Below are 22,263 nucleotides of genomic sequence, written 5' to 3'. Positions count from 1 at the left end.
ACCGCCTTATTCGTTAGTTTCTTTGTGGTAGGGTAAATCGCTATTTGCAGGCCCATTTAAAACCTTTCCCTCGTGTGAGAAGCGGCTACCATGGCAGGGACAATCCCAACTTTTCTCATCGTTGTTCCACCTTACCATACATTGTAAGTGAGTGCATTCTGCTCCTACAAAATGTACATTGTTCGATTCATCACGAAAAACACCAAATTTTTTCCCATCGAGGTCCATTATTTTCCCCTGATTTTTCTCTAGAAAAGAGAGTTCACTCTTCTCAATATCCCGTTTTTTCGCCGCATTATACGTTTTTAAGCCACCGATAAATTCTTTAAAAAATACCGAACCTGCGGTAAAAGGTTTTATGCGCGAAGGATTGTAAAGCGCTTCGAATTTATTTTCAACACCATTTATAAGATCTGTAATCAAAGTGCCTGCAATAGTTGCATGTGTCATCCCATTACCCGAATCACCCGTCACAATGTAAATAGTTTGCTTATCAAAAGGATTTTTTCCGATATATGCTACACCATCCATGGGCTCCAGCACCTGGCCCGACCATTGGTAAACAATTTCGTTTATTTCGAAAAATTGTTTTGCCCAGTCTTCTAAAAGTTTATAGCGTTGCTCTTCTGTTTTGCCCTCCACGTCTGCAAGGCCCACAGCATGGTCTTCACCACCAATAATTAAAAGATCATGTGTATCATCAAAACCTTGAGTTCGTATATAATGATAAGGAGGTATGTTTTCGTTTACATCAAAATCTCCACTATCCCACCATAAAGCTTTTGGTAGACTGCCTTTTTTAATTTTAGTGGCGATAACATAAGTACGGTAAGCATACTGCTTTAAATGCATGGTGAAGCTGTTATTTACAGGAGAATTAGTAGCAACCACAACATGCTTTGCATTTACACGGAAACCCTCATCGGTAACGATGCCCGTATGATCAACTTCCTTTGCGTGGGTATTGGTATAGATCCTTCCTCCTTTACTTTCAATAACCTTACTCAAACCCTTTAAATACTTTAACGGATGAAACTGTGCCTGACTTTCAAATCGTAGTGCCTGGCCTTTGTATTTTTCAATTCCGGGTACTTCATCTACAATACTCACTCCCACTCCTGCATTGCGAGCAGCCTCCAGCTCTTTATACAGAGAGTCTTCACTGTCACTTGGGTGTAAAAACAGAAATCCATCCACTCTCTCAAAGTCACAGGAGATGTGTTCGCTTTTTACGGTCTCTTCTACAAAATTTATTGCCTTGCTATGACTTTCTGCAATTAATGCCGTCTTCTTTTTTCCAAACATGCGTTCGAGTTCGTAATACCGGTCATCTAAAGCGGTGACCAAATGAGCAGTAGTTCTTCCTGTTTCACCGCTGCCAATAAAACCATCTTCTACTAAAACTACCTTTTTGCCAGACTTAACAAGATTATAGGCCACGCTCATCCCGGCTATTCCACCACCTACGATCACTACATCTGTTTCCAGGTTTTCCTCCAATTTTCTGAACACTAAAGGTTCAGAAGAATTAACCCAGAATGTATCGTGAGCCCCAGCAGTTATTTTTTCGCCGGAAGCATGTGCATGTGTTTGGTTTTCCATAATTGATTTTCTTATTCCTATGCAAATGCAATTCCCACCGACTACGAGCAATATATCGAGCTCGTGAAAAAAAACACTGACCATGGTGTTTTCTTATAATTTCTACTACGCCCATCTGGCACAGGAATTCCAGCAACTGACTCATGATCATAAAAAGTTTTGTATTATTAGAAGAAGATGGGTATTTCTTGCTTATTCGCGAGGCGGCCAAAAAGTGGAACGGTAAATGGTTTTTACCAGGGGGCAATACAAAAGTGGGTGAAACTCCGATGGCGGCTGCCATACGTGAAGTAAAAGAAGAGGCTGGCTGCGATATTAAAATTAAAGGGATCTTTTACATAAGGTATCACGAAAGACTTTTTAATAAACAAATTTCTATTTTTTACTGTGCGAAAATGTTGGATGGAAAAATAAAAGTTAAACCTGACAAACACTCACTCGAGGTAAAATGGTTTACATACAATGAAATTAAATCGTTACCTGTGCGACAAAAATTATTAGACATCCTTATAAACTACCAGCCACGAAAAATAATGGCGGTTGAGAATTTCAAATTTTATAAATGAGGATTGCGTGGCATTACAAGCGTTAATTTTTGTGCAAAATTTAACAGTAAAACGCTATTAATTCCCCACTCTTTTAGTGTTTGGGGAATGAGTTCCCGATTTTCCCCACAATATGAACTAAATTCTTTTTTTAAGTAACTGATTTTCATTCTGTTAAAAACCCAAAAAATTCGGCACTATTATTTCAAATACCCTGATAGAAACTAAACAAATTATTTATGTTACGCTGGTCACTCACTTTTTTAATCATCTCTTTTTTTACAGGCCTTTTTGGGCTTACAGAAATCGTATCTGGCTCAGAAAAACTATTTATTGCTTTGTATTTTCTATTCACAGCGCTTTTCGTAATAACACTCATTGCGCGCGAAATTTCTTTAAACAAGTTAAATCAAAATAAAAACAGATAGTATAATTTATTAACCCCCTCTTAAAAATAACTTATCATGGCTATTATACAATCACAAACTCAAAAACTTACCCAAAAGCTTACTCACCAGCAAATTCAGCTAATAAATATATTAGGCTTACCCACCATCGCACTCGAACAGCATATAGCTGCAGAAATGGCAATTAATCCAGCGTTGGAATTCGATAACGTAGAAAACGATTCGGAAGCCGAGAATGAACAGGATAAAGAGCCTGAAGTAGAACACGGTGACGATTATATTGCAGAACCTAAATTGGGAGAAGACTATGATTACAAAGATTACATGGACCGTGATTCGTTAGACGATTATAAATACGAAGCAAACAACCATACAAAAGATGACGAAAAACGCGAACAGGTATTTTTAGAAAGTCATGATTTTACTGTTGGTTTGATTAACCAGTTAAACCTTTTACCTATTACTGAAAAAGAAAAACAAATTGGTTTATATCTTATTAATACTTTGGATAACGATGGTTACCTAAGACGTGAAATAGCCGACATTGCCGACGAATACTCTTTCGTAAACGATTTTGTGAGTGAAGAAGAACTGATCAGCGTTTTGAATAAGATCAAAAGCCTTGATCCTATTGGCATAGGCGCCAGAGATTTAAAAGAATGCCTTCTTCTGCAACTAAACGCAAAAAGAGAAAAAACAAAAGATACTTATAATGCTATCACTATTTTACAAAACCATATGACTGAACTGTCTGTGAGAAATTTTGAGAACATTAAAAAAACACTAAAAATCGATAACGAAGAATTACAAGACGCTTTATCCGAAATTAAAAAATTAAATCCAACTCCGGCAGGAAGCTCTGTAGAAAGTGCTGGCAGAGCGGTGACTATTGTTCCAGACTTTTCAGTAACAGTAGAAAACGATAAAGTAGAATTATTTTTAAACTCGGCTAAACACCCGCCATTAAAAATAAGCGACGATTATACGGATATGTTAAACACTTATTCGAAAGCAAAAGATAAAAGCATGCGTGAAGCTTCCAGCTTTATCAAAACAAAAGTAGAAAGTGCTAAATGGTTTATTGAAGCATTACAACAACGCGAAAAACTAATGATCACCGTTGCGAAAGCAATTGTAAGACACCAGAAAAAATTCTTCTTAACAGGAGATGAAGCTGATCTTAAACCTTTAATCTTAAAAACAATCGCTGAAGAAATTGATTCTGATATCTCAACCGTATCAAGAATTGTTATCAGTAAATATATTCAGACTACCTACGGTACTTTACTAATGAAATCATTATTCACCGAAGGTTTAAGTACTACTAACGGAGAAATTGTAAGTACTAAAGAAGTTAAAAAAGTATTGATGGAATGTGTGAATACGGAAGATAAATCAAATCCGTTAAGCGATGAACAAATTGCATATATGTTAATGCAAAGAACCTACTCTATTGCCCGCCGTACTGTTGCTAAATACAGAGAAGAATTAAACATTCCGAGTAAAAACTTCAGAAGATCTGCCGCAGCATAATTATTAATTTAATAACCCTACATCATGGAAACTACTCAAAAAATGAACGTCTTTATTCTGAATGATAACTTAGAAGTTGCAGGCAAATTAAGACGCTATCTTAAAAAAAGATTTGGAGATCTGTTAACTATCTCTCTCTTCCTCAACAGCCGTACTTGTTTAAACATGATGTATGGTCATAAAGTGGATATGGTTGTGGTAGACGATTACCTGTACGAAAAGGGTTCTAAAGGCACTCCTGGTATCGATGTTCTCAAAAAAATAAAAGACAAAAGTCCCTCAACTGAAGTAGTTATATTAACATCTGACGAAAACGTTGGGCTTGCTGTAGAAGCGATGAAAGGTGGCGTAAAAGACTATATTCCCAATCGCATGGGTGCATGGCAACGAGTTCAAACCACCATCGAAAGACGAATCGGTCAACCTATTAAATATTTGATCGCTGAATATGGCGTTACAAAATTTTCCATCATCTTTTTGTCGACGTTCATTATTATGGGCATAATTGTGTTTGCCCTGCGCCATTTTATAATGGGTTAATTTCTTAATCTGGCTTATGATTCTTCTTGCTTATAAGTGTTAACTTTGACCATCAATTTCAGGTTATGACAAAAAAGAAGATCATCATTCTTGGTGGCGGATTCGCAGGACTACAACTTGCAAGAAAATTAAATAACAGTCTTTTTGATGTTATTTTAATTGACAAACAAAATCACCATCAGTTCCAGCCTCTATTTTACCAGGTTGCCACGGCACGTTTAGAGCCCGCAAATATTTCGTTTCCTTTCAGGAAGATTTTTCAGAAGTCTAAGAACATACAAATCCGTATGGCTGAAGTCACAAAAATTCTTCCTTCGGGTAACCAGATTCAGACTTCAGAAGAAGTTTATGACTATGATTATCTCGTAATTGCCACCGGTTGCAAAACTAACTTTTTTGGCAATGAGCAAATTATGAAACATGCCTATTCTATGAAGAGTACGCAGGAAGCTATTAGTATCAGGAATGAAGTTTTACTTAGTTTTGAAAAATACATTTCTTCCAGCCAGGAAGAAAAAGAGGCATTATTAAATATTGTTATCGTTGGCGCAGGCCCCACAGGCGTAGAACTTGCAGGTGCTTTTGCGGAAATGAAAAAGAATATCCTTCCAAGAGATTATCCTCATATAGATTTTTCGGGTCTTACTATTACAATTTTAGAAGGAAGCAAGAATACACTTAATAGTATGAGCGTTCCTTCTCAGAAAAAATCAAGAGAATATCTGGAAAAATTAGGCGTAAAGATAAAAACCGAAGTAATTGTAACTGATTACGATGGCATTACGGTTACTTTAAAAGATGGCGAAAAGATTAAAAGTAAAAACCTTATTTGGGCTGCAGGCGTCACTGGCAATGTGATTGAGGGTGTGAATCCGGATTCAATTTTAAGAAATCGTTATGTTGTTGACCGTTACAATGCAGTAAAAAATCATCCCAACATTTTTGCCATTGGCGACATTGCTTACATGGTTACTCCCAAATATCCGAATGGTCACCCTCAGCTTGGGAATGTAGCTATTAACCAGGGTAAAAATCTCGGTTCAAATCTTATAGCATTAGAAAAAGGAAAGGCTTTAACACAATACGAATACAAAGACCTCGGATCTATGGCTACTGTAGGAGAATACAAAGCCGTGGTAGATCTGCCCTGGTTAAAATTTCAGGGGGCATTGGCCTGGTTTGCCTGGATGTTTCTACATTTGATGTTAATGTTAAGCACCAGAAATAAATTCCTGACTTTTATGAACTGGAGCTGGAATTTTTTCACGAAAGATTCTTCGCTGAGATTAATTTTGAAAAGCGATTCTCAAAAACGGGTCTGACACTGACTGTTTCTGCCCAGAGATTGCGGATTGCTTCAACCTATTTCCCGGCAATAAATAAAACCATCTGAAATAAGTGTTGGCAATACTGCGAATTGTCCTTTAGCGCTGCAGATCCTTACAATAGGTAAAAAAGTAAAGTGACCGGTGTTGCTAGTCAGTTATCAGATCTACCGCATTTTCTACAGTATTACCACGTTTGTATTTTCGCTTCAGACTAAACATTTGAATGTCTTTAATGATTTCTCTTACGTCTACGTTGAGTCCAATAGAGGTGAACAAACCGTCGAAACGAAAATCTTTAACGGCATTAAACAGTGTTTTTCTATAACCTACAATTCCCTTTAAACCAATCCAGCGAATAGGTTTAAAGGTGGCAGATAGTCCGAAATCACTACTCACCACGAAACCCGCTTTTTTTGTACTAAGTTCTCCCGTTTCTGAGTTTTTATATTCGAGTGTATTGTTTCCGAATGCAAATTCCAGGGGCATACCCAAAGACAGATAACGTGTATTTTTGTAGATAACTTCTGTATTAATGCTCCCATACTGAAGTTTAATCGAACGTTCGTATTTTACATTGTCGATCGTTTTTTCATATGAGTTTAAATTATTAGATAGAGAGTAGTAACCAATACAAAGACGAAGCTTGTTTTTGAGAAGAACACCGGCATCTACTCCACTCACGTTTAAAACTTGTCCCTGGTAAAACAAGTTACGGTTGTCTAATCTAAATTGCGGTCTTACCAAACGGGGACGCATAATGCGCATAGAATCCTCCACAAATTTGGCCTTGTCTTTCTTACTTAATTTTACCTGCGCATCGGCTCCTGAATAAAACATAAGCATGCTAAAAAAAATAAAAATGATTTTTTTAGTAGAAAAAGGAAACATCTTCCGGTATATAGATTTAGTAAATATACTTTAGGATAACAATTTTAATACCCTCTCATAGGCTTAAATTTTATTGGAGAATGAGGAATTCACGCCTCATCCTTTCCGCACTTTTAGCACCATTCCCCAGTTGCTACTATAAGGTTTATAGCCTTTTGGTTGTGGCACGTACTTTTAAACCCCACAATAACAAAATTTTCAGATTATGAAAAACGCCATAGCAATATTAGTGCTTTTAACAGCTCTGACATCGTCGTTAAAATCACAGAACGAAAAATTTGGAAACAGTCTAAACGTTGGGATAGGCGCAGCATATGCAGGGTTTGGACCCGCAGTGAATGTAAACTATGAATTTGACGTTTTTAGAAACTTCACCCTCGCGCCTTTTATTTCGGCCATGACTTACCGAGATTATAATTATTGGGGAAGCCCGAACCACCCCTATAAAAATTATTACTACCGCGAAACTAGTGTGCCGGTTGGCGTTAAAGCAAGCTACTATTTTGACGAATGGCTAAAAGCAGGTGAGCGCTGGGATTTTTATGTAGGAACATCCATAGGAGTTGCGTACAGAGCTACTACCTGGGAATCGGGCTATGACGGAAACAGGCGCGTTGAAAGAAGGTACGAAAGTCCATTGTACGGCAGCATGCACATAGGCAGCGAATGCCATTTAACAGAACGCGTGGGGATTTACCTGGATCTCTCTACTGGTCTATCCACTTTTGGATTAGGCTTTCACTTCTAATTTTTAATATATAAAATCTGAACATATGAAAACTATCACTTATGCAGTAGCAGCCTTACTAATGATCTCCTTAAGTGGATGTGCAGTGGCTGGAGGAATTTTTAAGGCCGGAATGTATTGGGGAATTTTCCTTGTAGTTGGAATTATTGCTTTGATCATTTACCTAATTAGTCGCGCGGGTAAAAAGTAGAACGCTAAGTCGTTTGGCATGTGATTTGCAAAAAATAGTTAATTACTGCACGTTATGATTTACCGTTTAATTGATCTGCCTTCCAATGTTATAGGATTTAAGGCCTTGTGGGATCTTACCGAAAAAGATTTCGAAGAAGTGATGCTACCTTCCGTTGAAAATCATGTTGGAAAAACCGGTAAATTAAATTGCCTTATTCTTTTAAACTCTTCTGTGCAACACTTCCGCCTTAGTTTGCTAAGCGGTTTAAAACACTTGATGCAATGGAAATCACATTGGAGAAGAGTGGCCATTGTGTCTGAATCAAAAAGTGCCAAACTATTTGTAACTCTACTCAGTTATTTATTCGCAACAGAAGTAACAATTTTTTCTATTGACGATATGGACAAAGCAATTGCGTGGGCAGCAGAAGAATCGGCTTAATAAGTAAAAAACATAATCATTAGTTTCCCGTAATTCTTTTAACCCAGATGCTCAGGATGAACCCGGATATTTTTTGTAAGCCAGGCGTTATCCTATGCGTCCTTTTTTTATTGCTTGCCAGTTCGGCGTTCGCACAAAAAAACTCCAAGCAAAAAAAAACCAGTTCTGAAAAAGATTCTTTAAGAGTATATAAATCTTTAAAGCGTTGGGCATACAAGCACAAAATTACGCGGATGGCTTACGACGCAACCTTCAAAGATCCTGAAGCAAAAGAATACCCTGCTCTGCCAGCATCGCACGAAGAAAAAAATGTAAATCCCTATTTGAAGTACAAAAACAAAATGATCCGCCAAATCAATGTCACGGTTTTCGATCCATTTGGCTACTCTATCTCCGATACGCTCTCGCACAGTACAAACGGAATAGAACGTTTTGGAAATAAAGTTCATACTAAAACAAGAAAGTTCGTCATTATCAATCGCCTCTTATTTCACAAAAATGATACGGTAGACGCATTGGCAATTAGTGAGACGGAGAGGATCCTCAGGCAAGCGCCTTTTATTAATGATGCGCGCATTGTAATCATTCCCCTTAAAAATAAAGATAGTGTAGACGTTAATGTGATTGTGCTTGATAAATTTCCTATCACCATTCCGTTTGGAGTTTCAGATATTTCAGGTTTTGTGCGTTTTCAAAATCAAAATCTTTTTGGTTGGGGGCAACAGTTCCAGCAACGTGTAGGATTTAAGAAGCCCGACGTATTTGAATACAGTGGCTCCTACGGCATTGCAAATCTTGACAATACCTATATCTCTGCAAATGCAGATTACAATTCGAATATTACCGGAACATCTGTCAATCTTGGCTTTAACAGAGGATTTTTCTCACCGCTCTCTAAATGGGCCGGTGGCGTAAATCAAAATTACAGCCGAAGATATTTTGACTATGTGCCTGCAGAAGACACGGTAGTGAAACGCCTTAACCTTGACACTTATACTTATGATTTATGGATTGGCAGAAGCTTTAAATTAAGCAAGGAAAAAAGTTTATTTAATCAAAGCACAAACATTTTAGGCGGCTTACGTTATTATAAAACCTTTTTTACCCAACGACCCCCGCGCCGCATTGACAGCACTTATAGCTTTCAAAACGCTGCCGCTTTTGTAGGAAATATTGGTTTCGCTGTGCAGCAATACTATAAGGAAAAATTCATCTACAGATTCGGAGCCAATGAAGATGTGCCCGAGGGACTCATCCTTCAGTTTATTTACGGCGGTCTGAAAAAAGAACACGAAAAAATTCGTTACTACACCGGCTTTGAAATTGCCAAAGCCAAACACTATGATGTGGGTTACGTATCTGCAACATTTTCACAGGGTGTATTTTTTAACCGCAGGGTTAACAACGATATTACAACCAATTTTAAACTCAATTACTTTAGCGATCTTTTGAGGAATGGACGCTGGTTCTACAGGCAGTTTTTAAATTTCAACCTGGTGCATGGCCAGAATAAATTGTCTGGCGAAAGACTGACTATTGTTCCGGATGAACTTTATGGGTTTAATGGCACCAGCCTTTCCGGTAATACAAAGATGACTTTAACTTCCGAAACCGTTGCTTACCTTCCATACAACATCATTGGCTTTCACCTTGCCCCTATCCTGATGATGGGCGTCGCTATGTTAGGAGATCCTGTGAATCCTGTGCTGCAAAGCCGTCTTTACCAATCTTATTCATTGGGAATAATGGTGCGAAATGAAAATCTTTTAAGCAGTACATTCCAGATCTCTTTTGGACTCTATCCCTTTACACCGAATGGCCGCAACACTGTTTTCGTCTACAATCCCGTAACCAGCTTTACTTTACGCGTACGTCTTTTTGAATTTTCACGTCCCGAATTTGTCAGTTATTATTAGTACGCCCGGTTAGGTAGTTCGACTAATCCCCATTGTAAACTACCAACTACCGGCTTTCCCACCTAAAAACACAATGGCATGCAATTGGCGAGTATCTAACCTTAGAATAACCATTTAAAAAAAATAGTATGGGAGATGTAAAAAATTTATCGCAAAACGATGCGATCGCAAAATTAAAAGAATTGGCTGAAGATATCGGCGTATGTATGTTTTGTACTGATCTGGGCAATGTACCTTTTCAAACACGTCCCATGGGAACCCAGAAAGTGGATGAAAACGGCGACCTATGGTTTTTAAGCGCTGCCAGCAGCGACAAAAACGACGAGATTCGTCACGACTCAGATGTGCAACTGCTTTATTCTAAAAACTCAGATGCGAAATTCCTATCCGTTTTGGGTAAGGCCGAAGTATCGAGAGATAAGGCAAAAATTGATGAGTTGTGGAATAAATTAGCCGAAGCCTGGTTCAAAGGCGGAAAGGACGATCCGAATTTAACTGTAGTACGCGTGCGTCCGAGTGAAGCTTATTACTGGGATACTAAAAACGGAAAAATGATCACATTAATTAAGATCGCTATCTCGGCTGTTTCAGGATTGAGAATGGATGGCGGAGTTGAAGGAAAAATTCGTTTGTAATCTGGTAGTGAACGTTCAGCACTGAGCATACACTACTGCAAATAAAAAAGACTGCTAAGAATTTAGCAGTCTTTTTTGTTACCGTTTCTTTTTGCTTAATTAATAGCATGCACCAGATTGCTTTTATTTGTCTCTTCCTGTAGACGGGATTTTACATACGCTGTGCTTTCGTTGATAGTATCGGTGCAAACCACAATAAATTCTCCGGGCTGAGCATGATTGATAGCGTGTTCTACCGCCTCATGTTCATCGGAAATTACCAGAATAGAAATATCCGGATTTGTTTGTTTTAATCCTTCAATTACCAGGTTTGTCACTTCTTGCTGTGGCCTTCCACGCATGTCCTTATCATGGCGTATAATAACTTCGTCGAACATACGGCCCGCTATAATACCCAGGTTACGGATATCCTCATCTCTTCTGTCACCAACACCCGTGAAGATGCCGGTTTTTTTAGTAGCTCTTGTTCTATCCATAAAGGTTTTCAATTCCATAAAGCCTGCGGTGTTATGTGCGTAATCAATCATCAAATCAAAATTTTTGAAATTGAAAAGATTCATACGTCCTGGAGTTAATTCGGGCGAAGGAATAAAACTTAATAAAGCCTGGCGAATATCTTCTATTTTAAAATTCTGAATGATAGCTGCAAGTGTAGCCGGTAAAATATTTTTGATCATGCATTCTGCTCTTCCACCAACCGTTAGCGGAATACTTTCAATTTTATGTACCCGAATCTTCCACTCTCCTCTGCACACAGTTAAAAATCCTTTTTCCACTACTGCCGCGAGTCCGCCATTAGCGCAATGTTTTTTAATACGCTCGTTAGTTGCATCAATACTAAAATAGGCAATATTACAATCCAGTTCGTCTTTCATTCCATAAACAAGATCATCGTCTGCATTCAAGATGGCATAACCATGATCAAAAGTACTTTTTGGAACAACCGATTTTACTTTGGCCATTTCCTCCAGCGTTTTTATTCCTTTCAAACCTAAATGATCTTCTGAAATATTGGTAACTATAGAAATATCACAATGGTCAAATCCTAAACCTGAACGAAGAAGTCCTCCACGTGCGCACTCCAGCACTGCGAAATCTACCGTTGGATCGGTTAAAATCGTGGCGGCACTTTGGCTTCCTGTACAATCACCGTAATGAATTAAATGATCTTGCAAATAAATTCCATCAGTGGTAGTATACCCTACTTTATGTCCCGCCACTTTAGCAATATGAGAGATTAAACGCGTGGTGGTAGTTTTTCCGTTTGTTCCCGTAATAGCAACAATGGGTATTCTCGAAGATTTTCCGCCTTCTGGAAAAAGCATATCAATTACAGGTTCTGCAACGTTACGCGCAAGTCCTTTAGAAGGATTTAAGTGCATGCGAAAACCCGGACAAGCGTTTACTTCAATGACAGCTCCGTTATTGTCCTGATTGAAAGGAAGCGCAACATCTTTTGCCACAATATCAATTCCACATATATCCAGCTTCATCAATTTTGCAATGCGTTCAGCCATAAAAACATTTGCAGGATGAACGTTATCAGTCATATCTGTAGAAGTGCCACCTGTGCTGATATTGGCTGTGTCTTTTAAAAACAAAATTTCTCCAAGCGGCAGGATGTGATCAAGGCTCAGATTTTTTTCTTTTAAAATAGTCTCAGTTACCTTATCTACTTTAATAGTGGTCATTACTTTTTCGTGACCCTCGCCACGGTTTGGATCGGCATTCGTTTGATCAATTAAAGATTGAATGCTTGAATGTCCATCGCCCATAACCATTGCCGGGGTGCGCTTGGCAACAGCAACTAACTTATAATTTACAAGCAGAAAGCGGTAGTCGTCACCAACAATATATCTTTCTACAATTACTTCATCAGAAACAGTTTTGGCAATTTCAAAAGCTGCGATAGCCTGATCAGGATTTGTGATGTTTGTAGTAATGCCGCGCCCATGATTTCCATCAATAGGTTTTAACACAACCGGGAAACCAATTTCCGCAATGATCTCTTTTAATCCTTCTTCACTGCGACAAACCTCTCCCTTAGGAACAGGAATGTATGCCTTATCCAGTATTTTTTTTGTTTCCTCTTTATCACAAGCCATCTCAACTCCCCAGCTGCTGGTATCAGAGGTCATTGAGGCGCGAATCATCTTTTGGTTCGCTCCTTGTCCCAATAAAATAAGAGATCCGTTCTCCATTCCTCTTACCGGAATATTTTTACGCCTGGCTTCGTTTATTAACGATTGTGTGCTTGGACCAAATCCTTTTCTCAGTTTGATGCGTTTTAAAACATCAATATCATTTGCTATGTCGTAAGCTTCGCCTGAAATTAAATGCTCTACTATTCTAAGAGCTGCTTCTCCTGCGTAAAGGCCAGCCGATTCAATTTCATACGAAAAAATTACGTGGTAAACTCCGTGTTCATCAGCCGAACGTGTTCGGCCAAAACCAGCTTCCATGCCGGCTAAGCATTGAATTTCCAAAGCTATATGTTCAATAATATGTCCCATCCAGGTACCCTCCTTCACACGCTCAAAAAAGCCACCTTCGTAGCTCTGAGAACAACGGTGACTAAATAACGAGGGTATCATAGCCTCCATGCGTTCAGAGAATCCCTCTATTTTATTACTTGGAAGTTCTTCGTACTCGCCGATATCGAGTTTTAGTACAATAAGATTGTGGCGGTAGTTAGACCAGAAATTGGGCCCTTTTAAAATTTTAGTTTCCAGGATCTTCATAAGATTGCTTTAGTGCGCGTATAGAGAGAAAAATTCGTGCCACATTTTATCTCGCTGATTTTATTAGATATAGAAAAATGGGGTTGGGGATTCGCAACAATTCCCCGTTTCATAGTGTGGAATCCCTTTCCCAATAAATTTTTAAGATACCCGTTTACCCAATAAAATCAAGTAGTTCCCAATATGTTAAATTTTGGCATGAGATTTTTATAAAGAGAGTATTCCTAAAAATCGAAATCAGGAAAAAAATAAATCAAAAAAAATCAAAACAATCCAACTATGAAAAATTACATTTTTATTGCCGCGTCTACCCTGATGATGATGACAGCGTGTAAAGACCCAAAACAAGATGAAGGAGTTATTCGCCAAAGAGATTCATTAATGGCAGTTATTGATGAACGCGAAACTTCAGTAAATGATTTCATGTCTTCTTTCAATGAAGTTGAGCGTAATCTTGATTCTGTAAGCCGCAGACAAAACATCATTACGATGAACTCCAACAAATCGGATTTAAAAGCAGATCAAAAAGCACGTATCAATGAAGAGATCAAAGCGATCAATGAATTGATGGATGCCAACAATAAAAAACTAAAAGACTTAAATCGTCGTTTAAGCCGTTCTGATAAGAAAAATTCACAACTTCAAAAAACCGTTGAAACCTTAACGAATCAATTAAATCAAAAATATATTGAATTAGCAGAATTAAACGATCGTTTAAATGCTTTAAACGCTCAAGTTGCACAATTGCAAACTACAGTGGATACTTTAAACATGCAGAATGCAGCTAACCAACAAACAATCAGCGATAGAACAAATGAATTACATACTGCTTATTACATCGTAGGTCATTCAAAAGATCTTGAAAAAGCAAATCTGATTGACAAAAAAGGTGGTCTGTTAGGAATTGGTAAAACAGCAAAATTAAGTGACAACTTAGATAACAGTATGTTTACTAAAATTGACTACACTCAAACTATGTCTATTCCTGTTAACAGCAAGAGTATGAAAATGGTAACTACTCACCCAAGCGATTCTTACACTGTTGACAAAACAGATAAAATGTACAACTCTATTACTATCACTAATCCTGATAAATTCTGGAGCGCTTCAAAATACCTGGTTATTGCTAACTAAACATAAGCTAACAACCATAAACAATAAAAGCCACCTTAGGGTGGTTTTTGTTGTTTAGTTGATAGGGGTTCTATTAAAGTTCAAGTAATAACGTAAACACAAGTTAAACCACTAAAGTGAAATTCTTAAAAATTTTAACCGCTACTTCCATTCTTATCCTGGTTTGCTTCAGGCTACTGGGAAACAGCATTCACGAAAAATTTACGGATTCAAACGACTAAACTCATGCGCCTAATCTTTCACATTTTCTATATTGTGCTTATATTTTCAAGCCCAAATTTCTCTGCGCAAACACCCTCCGCACCAAAGTACATTAGAGTAACGGGTGGTTACCTCATGGTTTTAAAACAAGGCGATTCCCTCTTTAAAGAATTAAAAACTCTCGCAACGCAGGAAAATATTCCCTCAGCAAGTTTTACAGGTCTGGGCTTTGCCAATATTGAGTTTGGTTTTTTTAATGCCAAGAAAAAGGCATATAAAAAACAGATGTTTAAAAATATGGAACTCGCTTCCCTGGATGGAAGTATTGCCTGGCAAAACGGTCAACCTTCCATTCACGCTCACGGTGTAGGAGGAGACAAAAATTTCAGGGCACGTGCAGGACATTTAATGTCTGCAGAAGTGAGTACGGGTTCCTTAGAGATAATGATCTGCGTTTACCAAAAACGTTTAGAGCGAAGGAAAGACGAAGTTCTTGGAGCAGACGTTCTTGATCTGGAATAAGCAGTTAAAAACCTACAAGGGTGATATTGTCCAGGTATTTATCCATTGTTTTTAATTGTCTAAAGGCAATGATATCGATCAACCTTTTATCTTCCTGGTCTAAGAGCACCTCAATATAAAATCCACAAAAAGAATACAAGGCATAAATAATGTCATTTTTCTCTAAGGTCATTAAAAAAACGGCTTCATCACCAAGCACCACAGCTTTCTGGTAAAGCTGAAGAGAATTATATTGGGTCATACTGAAAACCATTTCTTTTTTCATTTGCTATTGAAATACTAATGCCAACTATAACAAGGGGTTGAAAAGGATTTTATTCTACATAGCGCGGAGAATCAAGGATATTTATTCCTGCCTGAATAAGCATTGCCTTATCTTACAGGTATGTAATTTGATAGAGTAAAGCGACGGAATTGAAGCGTTATTGACCGGGATTACATAAATAGTAATACTTTTTTCAACCCGGAATTTTGCGCTTCTTTTTCGTTTATAGATATTAATTCTCTCTCTTATGAAAAAACTTTTTTTCTTGTGTGCGTTCGCAGCAACAACCGCCCTAACGGCACAAACAACTCCCGCATCTTCAAATGTTCCAAACACCGGAGCAAACACAACGCCGCCGGCACCACAAACTTTTTCTACTCCTGCTGACAATATGGCTAATCCTTCCAACTCCACAGTTCCGGGCGCCAGTGGCTCATACTCTGTAGAACCCGGAAAACCTGCTTTACAAAATCCCGGAACAAATGGTTCGTACACAACTTATCCAAGTCAACCGCAGCCTGTAATTACTCCTTCTACACAGAGCAGTTCAACTGAAAATAGGAAAAAGAAAAATTAGTGCGGATTAAGATTCCGTAAAAGTTTTTGTATAGATTTCTTTAATGATTTCTTTTAGTTCTTCGAATTTATAGGGCTTACTAAAAAAATCATTTGCTCCCAATTCGAGAGCTCTTTGTCTGTCGTAGTCAAAACGACTGGTAGAAAGAATATAAATAGGAATATGATTAAGGTCTTCGTTAGCTTTAATCTGAGTTAACGCGCCCAGGCCATCCAACAAAGGCATATTCAAATCCATGATAATTAAGCCGGGAATAATTTTTTCGCCGGTTTTTCCTGTGCCTTTTAAAAGATGAATGAGTTCAAGCCCGTTGTAAACCGAGATAAATTCATGCTTTACATTCATTTTTTCAATAACTTCTTTAATGATGTACTGATCATCCAGATCATCGTCTGCAATGATAATATGAGAATTATTTTTTAGCTCTTCCACGCGATGAAATTAATTTTATTTTTGGGATATTTCTTGTTTTAAAGGTAAATAAACAACAAATGTGGCGCCCTGTTCACTATTTACCTCTGCTTTAATCGAGCCATGATGGTTGTCAACAATCTTCTTACACATAGCCAGACCAATACCTGTTCCGCTGAATTTTTGCCTGGTATTCAGACGTTGAAAAATGGTAAAGATCTGTTCTGAAAATTCAGGTTCAAAACCAATACCATTATCGGAGAACCTGATTTTTACATACGACAAATTTGAATCCAGGTCTGAAGCGGTAATTTCGTGCAAAGTTGCCGCTTGAACAGTAATGCTAATTCTGGGCTGTCCGGTATTAAATTTTAAAGAATTGCTGAGCAGGTTAAGAAAAAGCTGGTTGAATTACAATTTCAGGCCTTCAACCATTGGAAATTCATCATTTACAATAATTGCATTTTTTTGAGCAATAACTAACTCCAGATCCGTTTTCACATTTTCAAGAATCTGGTTCATATTAACGGGAACAAATTTTTTCTCTTCCTTGTTAAGTTGCGAATAACTTAGTAGATCTTTTATCAACTCCGACATACGCGCGGCAGAGGAATTTATTTTCTGAAGATAGTTTCTGTGATTTACATTTTCTACTTCACCCTCCAAAAGGTTTGAAAAAGTTCTGATCTTCCTTAGCGGCTCCTGTAAATCGTGAGAAGAAACATAAGCAAATTGTTCAAGTTCTATGTTTTGCTTTTCAAGCTCAGTCATATACTGACGCATTGTATCTTCAGATTTTTTACGTTCTGTAAGATCACGCGTTACTTTTGAAAATCCAATAATATTTTCTTTTTCATCATGAAGCGCTGTAATAACAATGCTTCCCCAGAACTTAGTGCCGTCGTTACGTTTACGCCAACCTTCATGCACAGCACGGCCCGATTCTACAGCCGACGAAATAAGCTTCTCAGGAAGGCAACTATCCAAATCTTCCTGTAAATAAAAAATCCTGAAATTTTTCCCTACAATCTCACTTTCATGGTAGCCCTTAATTTTTCTCGCTCCATTATTCCAATTCAATATCGTACCCTCTTTATCTAATAAAATAATAGCATAGTCCTGAACTTCCTCCGTCATACGGTGGTATTTCTCTTCACTTTTTTTTAATTCTTCATTTTTATCAATCAAGCTTTTGGTGCGCTCTGCAATAATTTTTTCTAATTCATTCTGTGCAATTTTTCTGTCGGTAATATCAGTAACCGACCCGGTGTAACCCTTAAACTCGCCTTCTATGTTTTTAAAAGGATAGCCTTCGGTAAGACACCACCGCAACTCGCCATCTGCGCGATTCAAACGAAACTCACCGCTAAAATATTCTCTCTTTTCAAAAGCAGTGTGAAATTGGTTTAGCATATCAGACTTATCGTCGTCTAACACTCTTTTAAACCATCCTTCAGACAAAGCCTGTTCAAGACTTATCCCTGTCCAATTTACCCAGGTTTGATTTACGTACGAACATTTTGCCTGGGCATTTGTCATCCATAATCCAACAGGTGCCGAGTTTGAAATAGTTCTGAATAACAACTGATTTTCATCAATGGCTTTTTGAGCTAAGCGTTGTTCCGTTACATTAGTCAGCATATTTATGGCTCCTGATAATTTACCTTGTAAATCATAGGTTGGCACTAAATGCGTTTGCACATAAGATCTTTCGCCTCCTGGTTTTTCAATAATTATTTCTTTGTCGGTTTGTTTTTCTTTGTTTAAAAACCGGGCCATGGGAGATTTTTCACGGGGTATTTCCGTGTAACCATCCGACATCAGCATCTTCGCAGATCCACACCATTTGTCTTGTCCCACGGCGGGCACAGCTCCCCAAAGTGTTGCAGCAGCTACGTTGTAGCCGGTAATATACCCTTCTGTATCGCATGTACACATGGCCACAGGGAGATTTGCGAAAAGATAATTGTATTTTTCTTCGCCTCTCTGTTCATTACCTATGAAACTATTTTTTGTGTCCATCATGTAACTATGACTTCACATGCTTCTTTACAATCTCCTGGAGGGCTTGTGTATACTCGGATATGCTTGCTGGTTTAGTCATAAAATCTGTAGCTCCTGCGCGTTGCGCTTCAATAACTTCTTTCTGACTATCGTGGGTAGAATATAAAATCATTGGTATGTTCTTCAGTTCAGGTAATTTTCTCAATTCATGAACACATTCTTTACCGGTCATGCGAGGCATGTTCACATCTAAAAAAATAATATCGGGCTTAAAACTTTTGTCCTGCTTAAACTTTTCTATCGCCTCTATCCCGTTTTCTGCAGTAACAAGTTGATGTGAGGTGACAGCCTTACTAAAAGCCATTTCAAAAATTTCATGATCCTCATAATCGTCATCCACCAAAAAAACCAGCATAAGAAAATATTAATTATTTCAAAGATATAAGATATGGCGAATAAAAAGTATAGAAAACTAAATTAATACTGGCACGCTATTTGGAGAATTTTTTTCTGGGGAATAATTTGCTCATCGGCTGCAGATATCGCCAATAAAGAGCAAGGGTCTGATCACTTTTCCAATTCTTTTTCTTCTATTTTAATTTCGACGCCCTCTTTTTTTATTCCTGTTCGAAGTAAAAAGAAAAGACTCATGTAAACATTGGCCAGCCAAATTAAAGCGAAACCAGAAATTAAGTACCCCCGCCAGTCGTCGAATAAAAGTTTAAAACGGGTAATAAACAGTATCAGAGCCGTTACGTAAAAACTGAAACAGTATTCACAGGTCCACACATAAAAAAATTTGCGCTGAACCATATACTTGCTTTTTTTGCTTTTTTCCACGCACCATTCGTGGGGCTCGCGAAATATTTCTTCATGCGTAACGGTCCAGGCAATTACTGCCACAGGTAGCGCAATCAAAAATAACCATATCAGTTGATCAATTAGCTGCATCATGCTAGAGAGTGTGCAAATAAAATGCCAGTACGTCCAACAATCTCGCCAGAAAACAGTCTTTTTGCGCCCGTTCCTATAGGGAACAGGGTTTGCAAATTAATTTCGCAATTGCAGTCTGGACAAGGAAAGCCGGACACTGTAAGGAAATCGATAAAACTCATAACTTATGAAAAACAGAAATCAATCAAGGCACCATTCTCCATCTCATAATGGGAATTCCAACAGCGGCTACCAAGGCCAATCGAATTATTCGCGCGATCACGACAGTAACCCCGATCGCAATCCGAATAGTTATAGCACTACTACTGATCGTTACACTTCTGAATCTGATTATGCTCAAAATCAAAATCGGGGATATGAATTCACGAATGAATATGACAACGGAAACTACAGAAATCAATACGACCAGGGAAATTACCGCAGCGGTTATAACAGTCACGACTACAACCGGTCCTACAATCCGGATTACACTAGCGAATTTAGCGATCGCGGCCGTTACAATGATGAGTACAGCGATCCACGACCTTCAAATTACAATTGGAACAGTGATTACGACAGTCATTACGAATCGCGTACTATAAACGACAATGATGGCCGCCGTTACAGAGACACGAGCACTTCCCAATACCAGGGAAGAAGTTCTGCACCAGAACAAAGAGGCGGAAGATCATCGTACGAAGACGCTTCGCAACGAACATCCGGCAGAAACACATGGAATTCTCCACGTGAAAATACCCGCGGATATCAATCTCAACACTCTGATTCCCGCTCTCAGGATGCTGGCAGAAACTGGAACAACGAACGCTCGCGAAACAGCTATGATGGAAAACACTCTTCTGCTTCGCGTTCAGACAATGAAAGCTACCACGGCCGTTCTCAAAATAATAACAGAGACCAACAGTCTTATGGAGAATATAACGGCAGAAATCGTTCAGGCGAATGGCATGGTTACGATGCAACGGCGCATGGACGTTACAGTGAAAACCAAAGTAACGACGATCGCTCTTCCTACACTGGAAGAAATCGGGCTTATTACGAATAACATACATCAAAAAAGCCTGACAAGTGTTTGTCAGGCTTTTTAATGAAAGGATTTTTTATTGCTATTATTTTAGCTCCTGCAACTTGAAATTTTTAATGACGGTATCTATCGAATATAAAGTATCCGATACCGAGTTAACGTTTTCAAGCTCGCTTGTATCGTAAGGATTGTATGCATCTTCCTCTGCCCTGGCGCCCTTCACATTGCAGGCTACACAGAGTGTTAGTGCAATTGCTGTAATGATTAAACTGATCTTCTTCATAATTTATTGTCTCTTACCTCAGAGAGGGCAAACACGATGCCAATAAATTTTGAGATCACTGCCTTTGAAATTTTCCCACCAATTCTCCACTTGCCAAAACATGCCCTTGCATGGCTTTCACTAAATTTTCTTTTCCGGTACTATCGGGCAATTCTAATTCTGTATCTAAAGCATACAGGCGAAAGCGGTACTCATGGATTCCGTTGGGAGGACAGGGTCCCATGTATTTATTCTCTCTGCGACTATTGCGGCCTGTAACACCTGCAGTGCTCTTCTCGGCAATCTTAGCGGTTGGCGGAAGATTCCATACTACCCAATGGTCAAACTCACCAAAGGCTGCGCTACTATCTATTAAAATTAAAGCCAGTGTCTTTGTGTTTTTTGGAATCTGTGTAACACGTAATTCAGGACTCACATTCTCTCCATCACAGGTGTAACGGTACGGAATATAGTGCGTGTTTGCAAAAGAAGTGCTTTGCACCAGAAGACCAGGATTAACCTGCTTATAGCCAAAATATAAGGCTATAAAAAATGTACACAAACGTATCATTAATTCCTTTTTATTTTTTCTCGTGTGGCATTGCCTTGCATAGGCTCACCCAGCGTATTGGTGCAGTCACCATCTTTCATGATAATTTGCTTACCGTCTTTTTTCGTCAGCACACCTTTGGGAGTTAATTTTGCGCCGTTAGACATGCTAATCTCATTGGTAATTACCCTGCCCGAACTGCTTGTTAATACAGCAAGTCCGTCTTTCATCACCAAACAATAAACCGAGTCTTGTTTGCTTTCTATCATGTTCTTTTCATCCTGTGCGTTCAGACAAATTGTTCCAAACATAAAACAGGCTGTTACGATTAATTTGCTCATAGTATTTTTTCTTGTATCCATCTAATTGAAAAAACCGTGCCATCACTTAATTGTCAAGGCTTTGGCACGCTTTTTACTAAGGTATTTTAAACTTAACAACATGTCTCAATTCAACGATCTTATTAACGGAGAACAACCTGTGCTGGTTGACTTTTTCGCAGAATGGTGCGGACCCTGTAAAACAATGGCACCCGTGCTTCATGAAGTAGCTTCTAAACTCAATGGTAAAGCCAAAATCATTAAAGTTGATATTGATAAAAATTCCAGCGCGGCAAATGCCTACAATGTGCGCTCAGTACCTACGCTTATCCTTTTTAAGAAAGGTAAAATACTCTGGCAGCAATCGGGAGCTATGCCCGGAAATCATTTACTGGCTGAAATAGAAAAATTTATTTGAATTATTTAAATGTTTAGCGCAACAAGTTCCCCAAAATTTCCCATCTGGGAAAAGTGTGGAACGGGAGGTGCAAAATAAAACGGAGCAAACTGATAAACAACTGGCATATAAATTTCATTTCACTCCTT

26 protein-coding genes are annotated in these 22,263 nt (G+C 38.4%); 13 read left to right on the top strand and 13 right to left on the bottom strand.

The features are described 5' to 3' along the window. Positions 1–6 precede the first annotated feature (6 nt). Positions 7–1,602: a (2Fe-2S)-binding protein gene (locus tag CNR22_14155; protein PBQ32867.1), complete on the bottom strand. Its 1,596-nt coding sequence runs from the start codon at positions 1,600–1,602 to the stop codon at positions 7–9. Positions 1,603–1,745: 143 nt separating this feature from the next. Between CNR22_14155 and CNR22_14150 the strand changes: the two genes are divergently transcribed. Further along, positions 1,746–2,168 carry a hypothetical protein gene (locus tag CNR22_14150; GenBank protein ID PBQ32866.1) on the top strand — a complete coding sequence of 141 codons (423 nt, stop codon included), beginning with the start codon at positions 1,746–1,748 and terminating at the stop codon, positions 2,166–2,168. A 184-nt stretch (positions 2,169–2,352) separates the two neighbouring features. Here CNR22_14150 and CNR22_14145 read toward each other — a convergent pair whose 3' ends face one another. Then, on the bottom strand, positions 2,353–2,550 hold the full coding sequence (locus CNR22_14145) for a hypothetical protein (GenBank protein PBQ32865.1): 198 nt from the start codon (positions 2,548–2,550) through the stop codon (positions 2,353–2,355). 61 nt (positions 2,551–2,611) lie between these two features. Between CNR22_14145 and rpoN the strand changes: the two genes are divergently transcribed. The 3 genes from rpoN (at position 2,612) to CNR22_14130 (ending at position 5,949) form a co-directional block, all read left to right on the top strand. Next, positions 2,612–4,087, top strand: a complete 1,476-nt coding sequence (gene rpoN / locus CNR22_14140; protein PBQ32864.1) for an RNA polymerase sigma-54 factor — start codon at positions 2,612–2,614, stop codon at positions 4,085–4,087. Between the two features lie 24 nt (positions 4,088–4,111). Further along, positions 4,112–4,627: a hypothetical protein gene (locus tag CNR22_14135; GenBank protein PBQ32863.1), complete on the top strand. Its 516-nt coding sequence runs from the start codon at positions 4,112–4,114 to the stop codon at positions 4,625–4,627. A gap of 65 nt (positions 4,628–4,692) precedes the next feature. Then, the gene (locus tag CNR22_14130) at positions 4,693–5,949 is read left to right on the top strand and encodes an FAD-dependent oxidoreductase (protein PBQ32862.1); all 1,257 of its coding nucleotides are present in this window, start codon (positions 4,693–4,695) and stop codon (positions 5,947–5,949) included. Between the two features lie 153 nt (positions 5,950–6,102). On the opposite strand, the gene CNR22_14125 is transcribed toward CNR22_14130, so the two are convergent. Continuing rightward, the gene (locus CNR22_14125) at positions 6,103–6,843 is read right to left on the bottom strand and encodes a hypothetical protein (protein PBQ32861.1); all 741 of its coding nucleotides are present in this window, start codon (positions 6,841–6,843) and stop codon (positions 6,103–6,105) included. Between the two features lie 205 nt (positions 6,844–7,048). Between CNR22_14125 and CNR22_14120 the strand changes: the two genes are divergently transcribed. From CNR22_14120 to CNR22_14105, 4 genes are all read left to right on the top strand, one after another. Next, a complete protein-coding gene (locus CNR22_14120) occupies positions 7,049–7,591 on the top strand; it encodes a hypothetical protein (protein PBQ32860.1) in 543 nt (180 codons plus the stop codon). A 244-nt stretch (positions 7,592–7,835) separates the two neighbouring features. After that, complete coding sequence (locus CNR22_14115) at positions 7,836–8,204, top strand: hypothetical protein (protein PBQ32859.1); 369 nt, start codon at positions 7,836–7,838, stop codon at positions 8,202–8,204. Positions 8,205–8,314: 110 nt separating this feature from the next. Next, positions 8,315–10,120 carry a hypothetical protein gene (locus tag CNR22_14110; protein ID PBQ32858.1) on the top strand — a complete coding sequence of 602 codons (1,806 nt, stop codon included), beginning with the start codon at positions 8,315–8,317 and terminating at the stop codon, positions 10,118–10,120. Between the two features lie 128 nt (positions 10,121–10,248). Beyond that, on the top strand, positions 10,249–10,755 hold the full coding sequence (locus CNR22_14105; GenBank protein PBQ32857.1) for a general stress protein: 507 nt from the start codon (positions 10,249–10,251) through the stop codon (positions 10,753–10,755). Positions 10,756–10,850: 95 nt separating this feature from the next. Here the strand turns inward: CNR22_14105 and cphA are convergent, their stop codons facing one another. After that, on the bottom strand, positions 10,851–13,496 hold the full coding sequence (gene cphA, locus CNR22_14100; protein ID PBQ32856.1) for a cyanophycin synthetase: 2,646 nt from the start codon (positions 13,494–13,496) through the stop codon (positions 10,851–10,853). Positions 13,497–13,817: 321 nt separating this feature from the next. On the opposite strand from cphA, the gene CNR22_14095 reads away from it, so the two are divergent. After that, positions 13,818–14,630 (top strand): hypothetical protein, encoded by an 813-nt coding sequence (locus tag CNR22_14095; GenBank protein PBQ32855.1) that lies wholly within the window; start codon positions 13,818–13,820, stop codon positions 14,628–14,630. Positions 14,631–14,855: 225 nt separating this feature from the next. Then, positions 14,856–15,353, top strand: a complete 498-nt coding sequence (locus CNR22_14090) for a DNA-binding protein (GenBank protein PBQ32854.1) — start codon at positions 14,856–14,858, stop codon at positions 15,351–15,353. 4 nt (positions 15,354–15,357) lie between these two features. Here the strand turns inward: CNR22_14090 and CNR22_14085 are convergent, their stop codons facing one another. Beyond that, entirely contained in the window at positions 15,358–15,618 is a 261-nt protein-coding gene (locus tag CNR22_14085; protein PBQ32853.1) for a hypothetical protein, read from the bottom strand. Between the two features lie 247 nt (positions 15,619–15,865). On the opposite strand from CNR22_14085, the gene CNR22_14080 reads away from it, so the two are divergent. Further along, positions 15,866–16,195 (top strand): hypothetical protein, encoded by a 330-nt coding sequence (locus CNR22_14080; GenBank protein PBQ32852.1) that lies wholly within the window; start codon positions 15,866–15,868, stop codon positions 16,193–16,195. Between the two features lie 6 nt (positions 16,196–16,201). Here CNR22_14080 and CNR22_14075 read toward each other — a convergent pair whose 3' ends face one another. From CNR22_14075 to CNR22_14055, 5 genes are all read right to left on the bottom strand, one after another. Next, on the bottom strand, positions 16,202–16,627 hold the full coding sequence (locus CNR22_14075; protein ID PBQ32851.1) for a two-component system response regulator: 426 nt from the start codon (positions 16,625–16,627) through the stop codon (positions 16,202–16,204). Positions 16,628–16,642: 15 nt separating this feature from the next. After that, positions 16,643–16,996: a hypothetical protein gene (locus tag CNR22_14070; protein PBQ32850.1), complete on the bottom strand. Its 354-nt coding sequence runs from the start codon at positions 16,994–16,996 to the stop codon at positions 16,643–16,645. A gap of 21 nt (positions 16,997–17,017) precedes the next feature. Next, entirely contained in the window at positions 17,018–18,631 is a 1,614-nt protein-coding gene (locus CNR22_14065; protein PBQ32849.1) for a hypothetical protein, read from the bottom strand. Between the two features lie 4 nt (positions 18,632–18,635). Further along, a complete protein-coding gene (locus tag CNR22_14060) occupies positions 18,636–19,025 on the bottom strand; it encodes a response regulator (protein PBQ32848.1) in 390 nt (129 codons plus the stop codon). A 152-nt stretch (positions 19,026–19,177) separates the two neighbouring features. Then, complete coding sequence (locus tag CNR22_14055; protein PBQ34910.1) at positions 19,178–19,561, bottom strand: hypothetical protein; 384 nt, start codon at positions 19,559–19,561, stop codon at positions 19,178–19,180. A 169-nt stretch (positions 19,562–19,730) separates the two neighbouring features. On the opposite strand from CNR22_14055, the gene CNR22_14050 reads away from it, so the two are divergent. Further along, positions 19,731–20,606 carry a hypothetical protein gene (locus tag CNR22_14050; protein PBQ32847.1) on the top strand — a complete coding sequence of 292 codons (876 nt, stop codon included), beginning with the start codon at positions 19,731–19,733 and terminating at the stop codon, positions 20,604–20,606. 64 nt (positions 20,607–20,670) lie between these two features. On the opposite strand, the gene CNR22_14045 is transcribed toward CNR22_14050, so the two are convergent. From CNR22_14045 to CNR22_14035, 3 genes are read right to left on the bottom strand one after another with little or no spacing between them, the layout of a single operon-like run. Continuing rightward, entirely contained in the window at positions 20,671–20,868 is a 198-nt protein-coding gene (locus CNR22_14045) for a hypothetical protein (protein PBQ32846.1), read from the bottom strand. A gap of 55 nt (positions 20,869–20,923) precedes the next feature. After that, positions 20,924–21,418 (bottom strand): YbhB/YbcL family Raf kinase inhibitor-like protein, encoded by a 495-nt coding sequence (locus tag CNR22_14040; GenBank protein PBQ32845.1) that lies wholly within the window; start codon positions 21,416–21,418, stop codon positions 20,924–20,926. After that, complete coding sequence (locus tag CNR22_14035) at positions 21,418–21,759, bottom strand: hypothetical protein (GenBank protein PBQ32844.1); 342 nt, start codon at positions 21,757–21,759, stop codon at positions 21,418–21,420. The genes CNR22_14040 and CNR22_14035 overlap by 1 nt, the downstream gene beginning before the upstream one ends. A 79-nt stretch (positions 21,760–21,838) precedes the next feature. Between CNR22_14035 and trxA the strand changes: the two genes are divergently transcribed. Further along, entirely contained in the window at positions 21,839–22,135 is a 297-nt protein-coding gene (gene trxA / locus CNR22_14030) for a thioredoxin (GenBank protein ID PBQ32843.1), read from the top strand. The last annotated feature ends 128 nt before the right edge of the window (positions 22,136–22,263 follow it).

The organism is Sphingobacteriaceae bacterium (assembly GCA_002319075.1).
GTDB lineage: Bacteria > Bacteroidota > Bacteroidia > B-17B0 > Aurantibacillaceae > Aurantibacillus.
The sequence above is the reverse complement of the archived record's forward strand: the minus strand, read 5'-3'. Positions and strand labels throughout refer to the sequence as shown.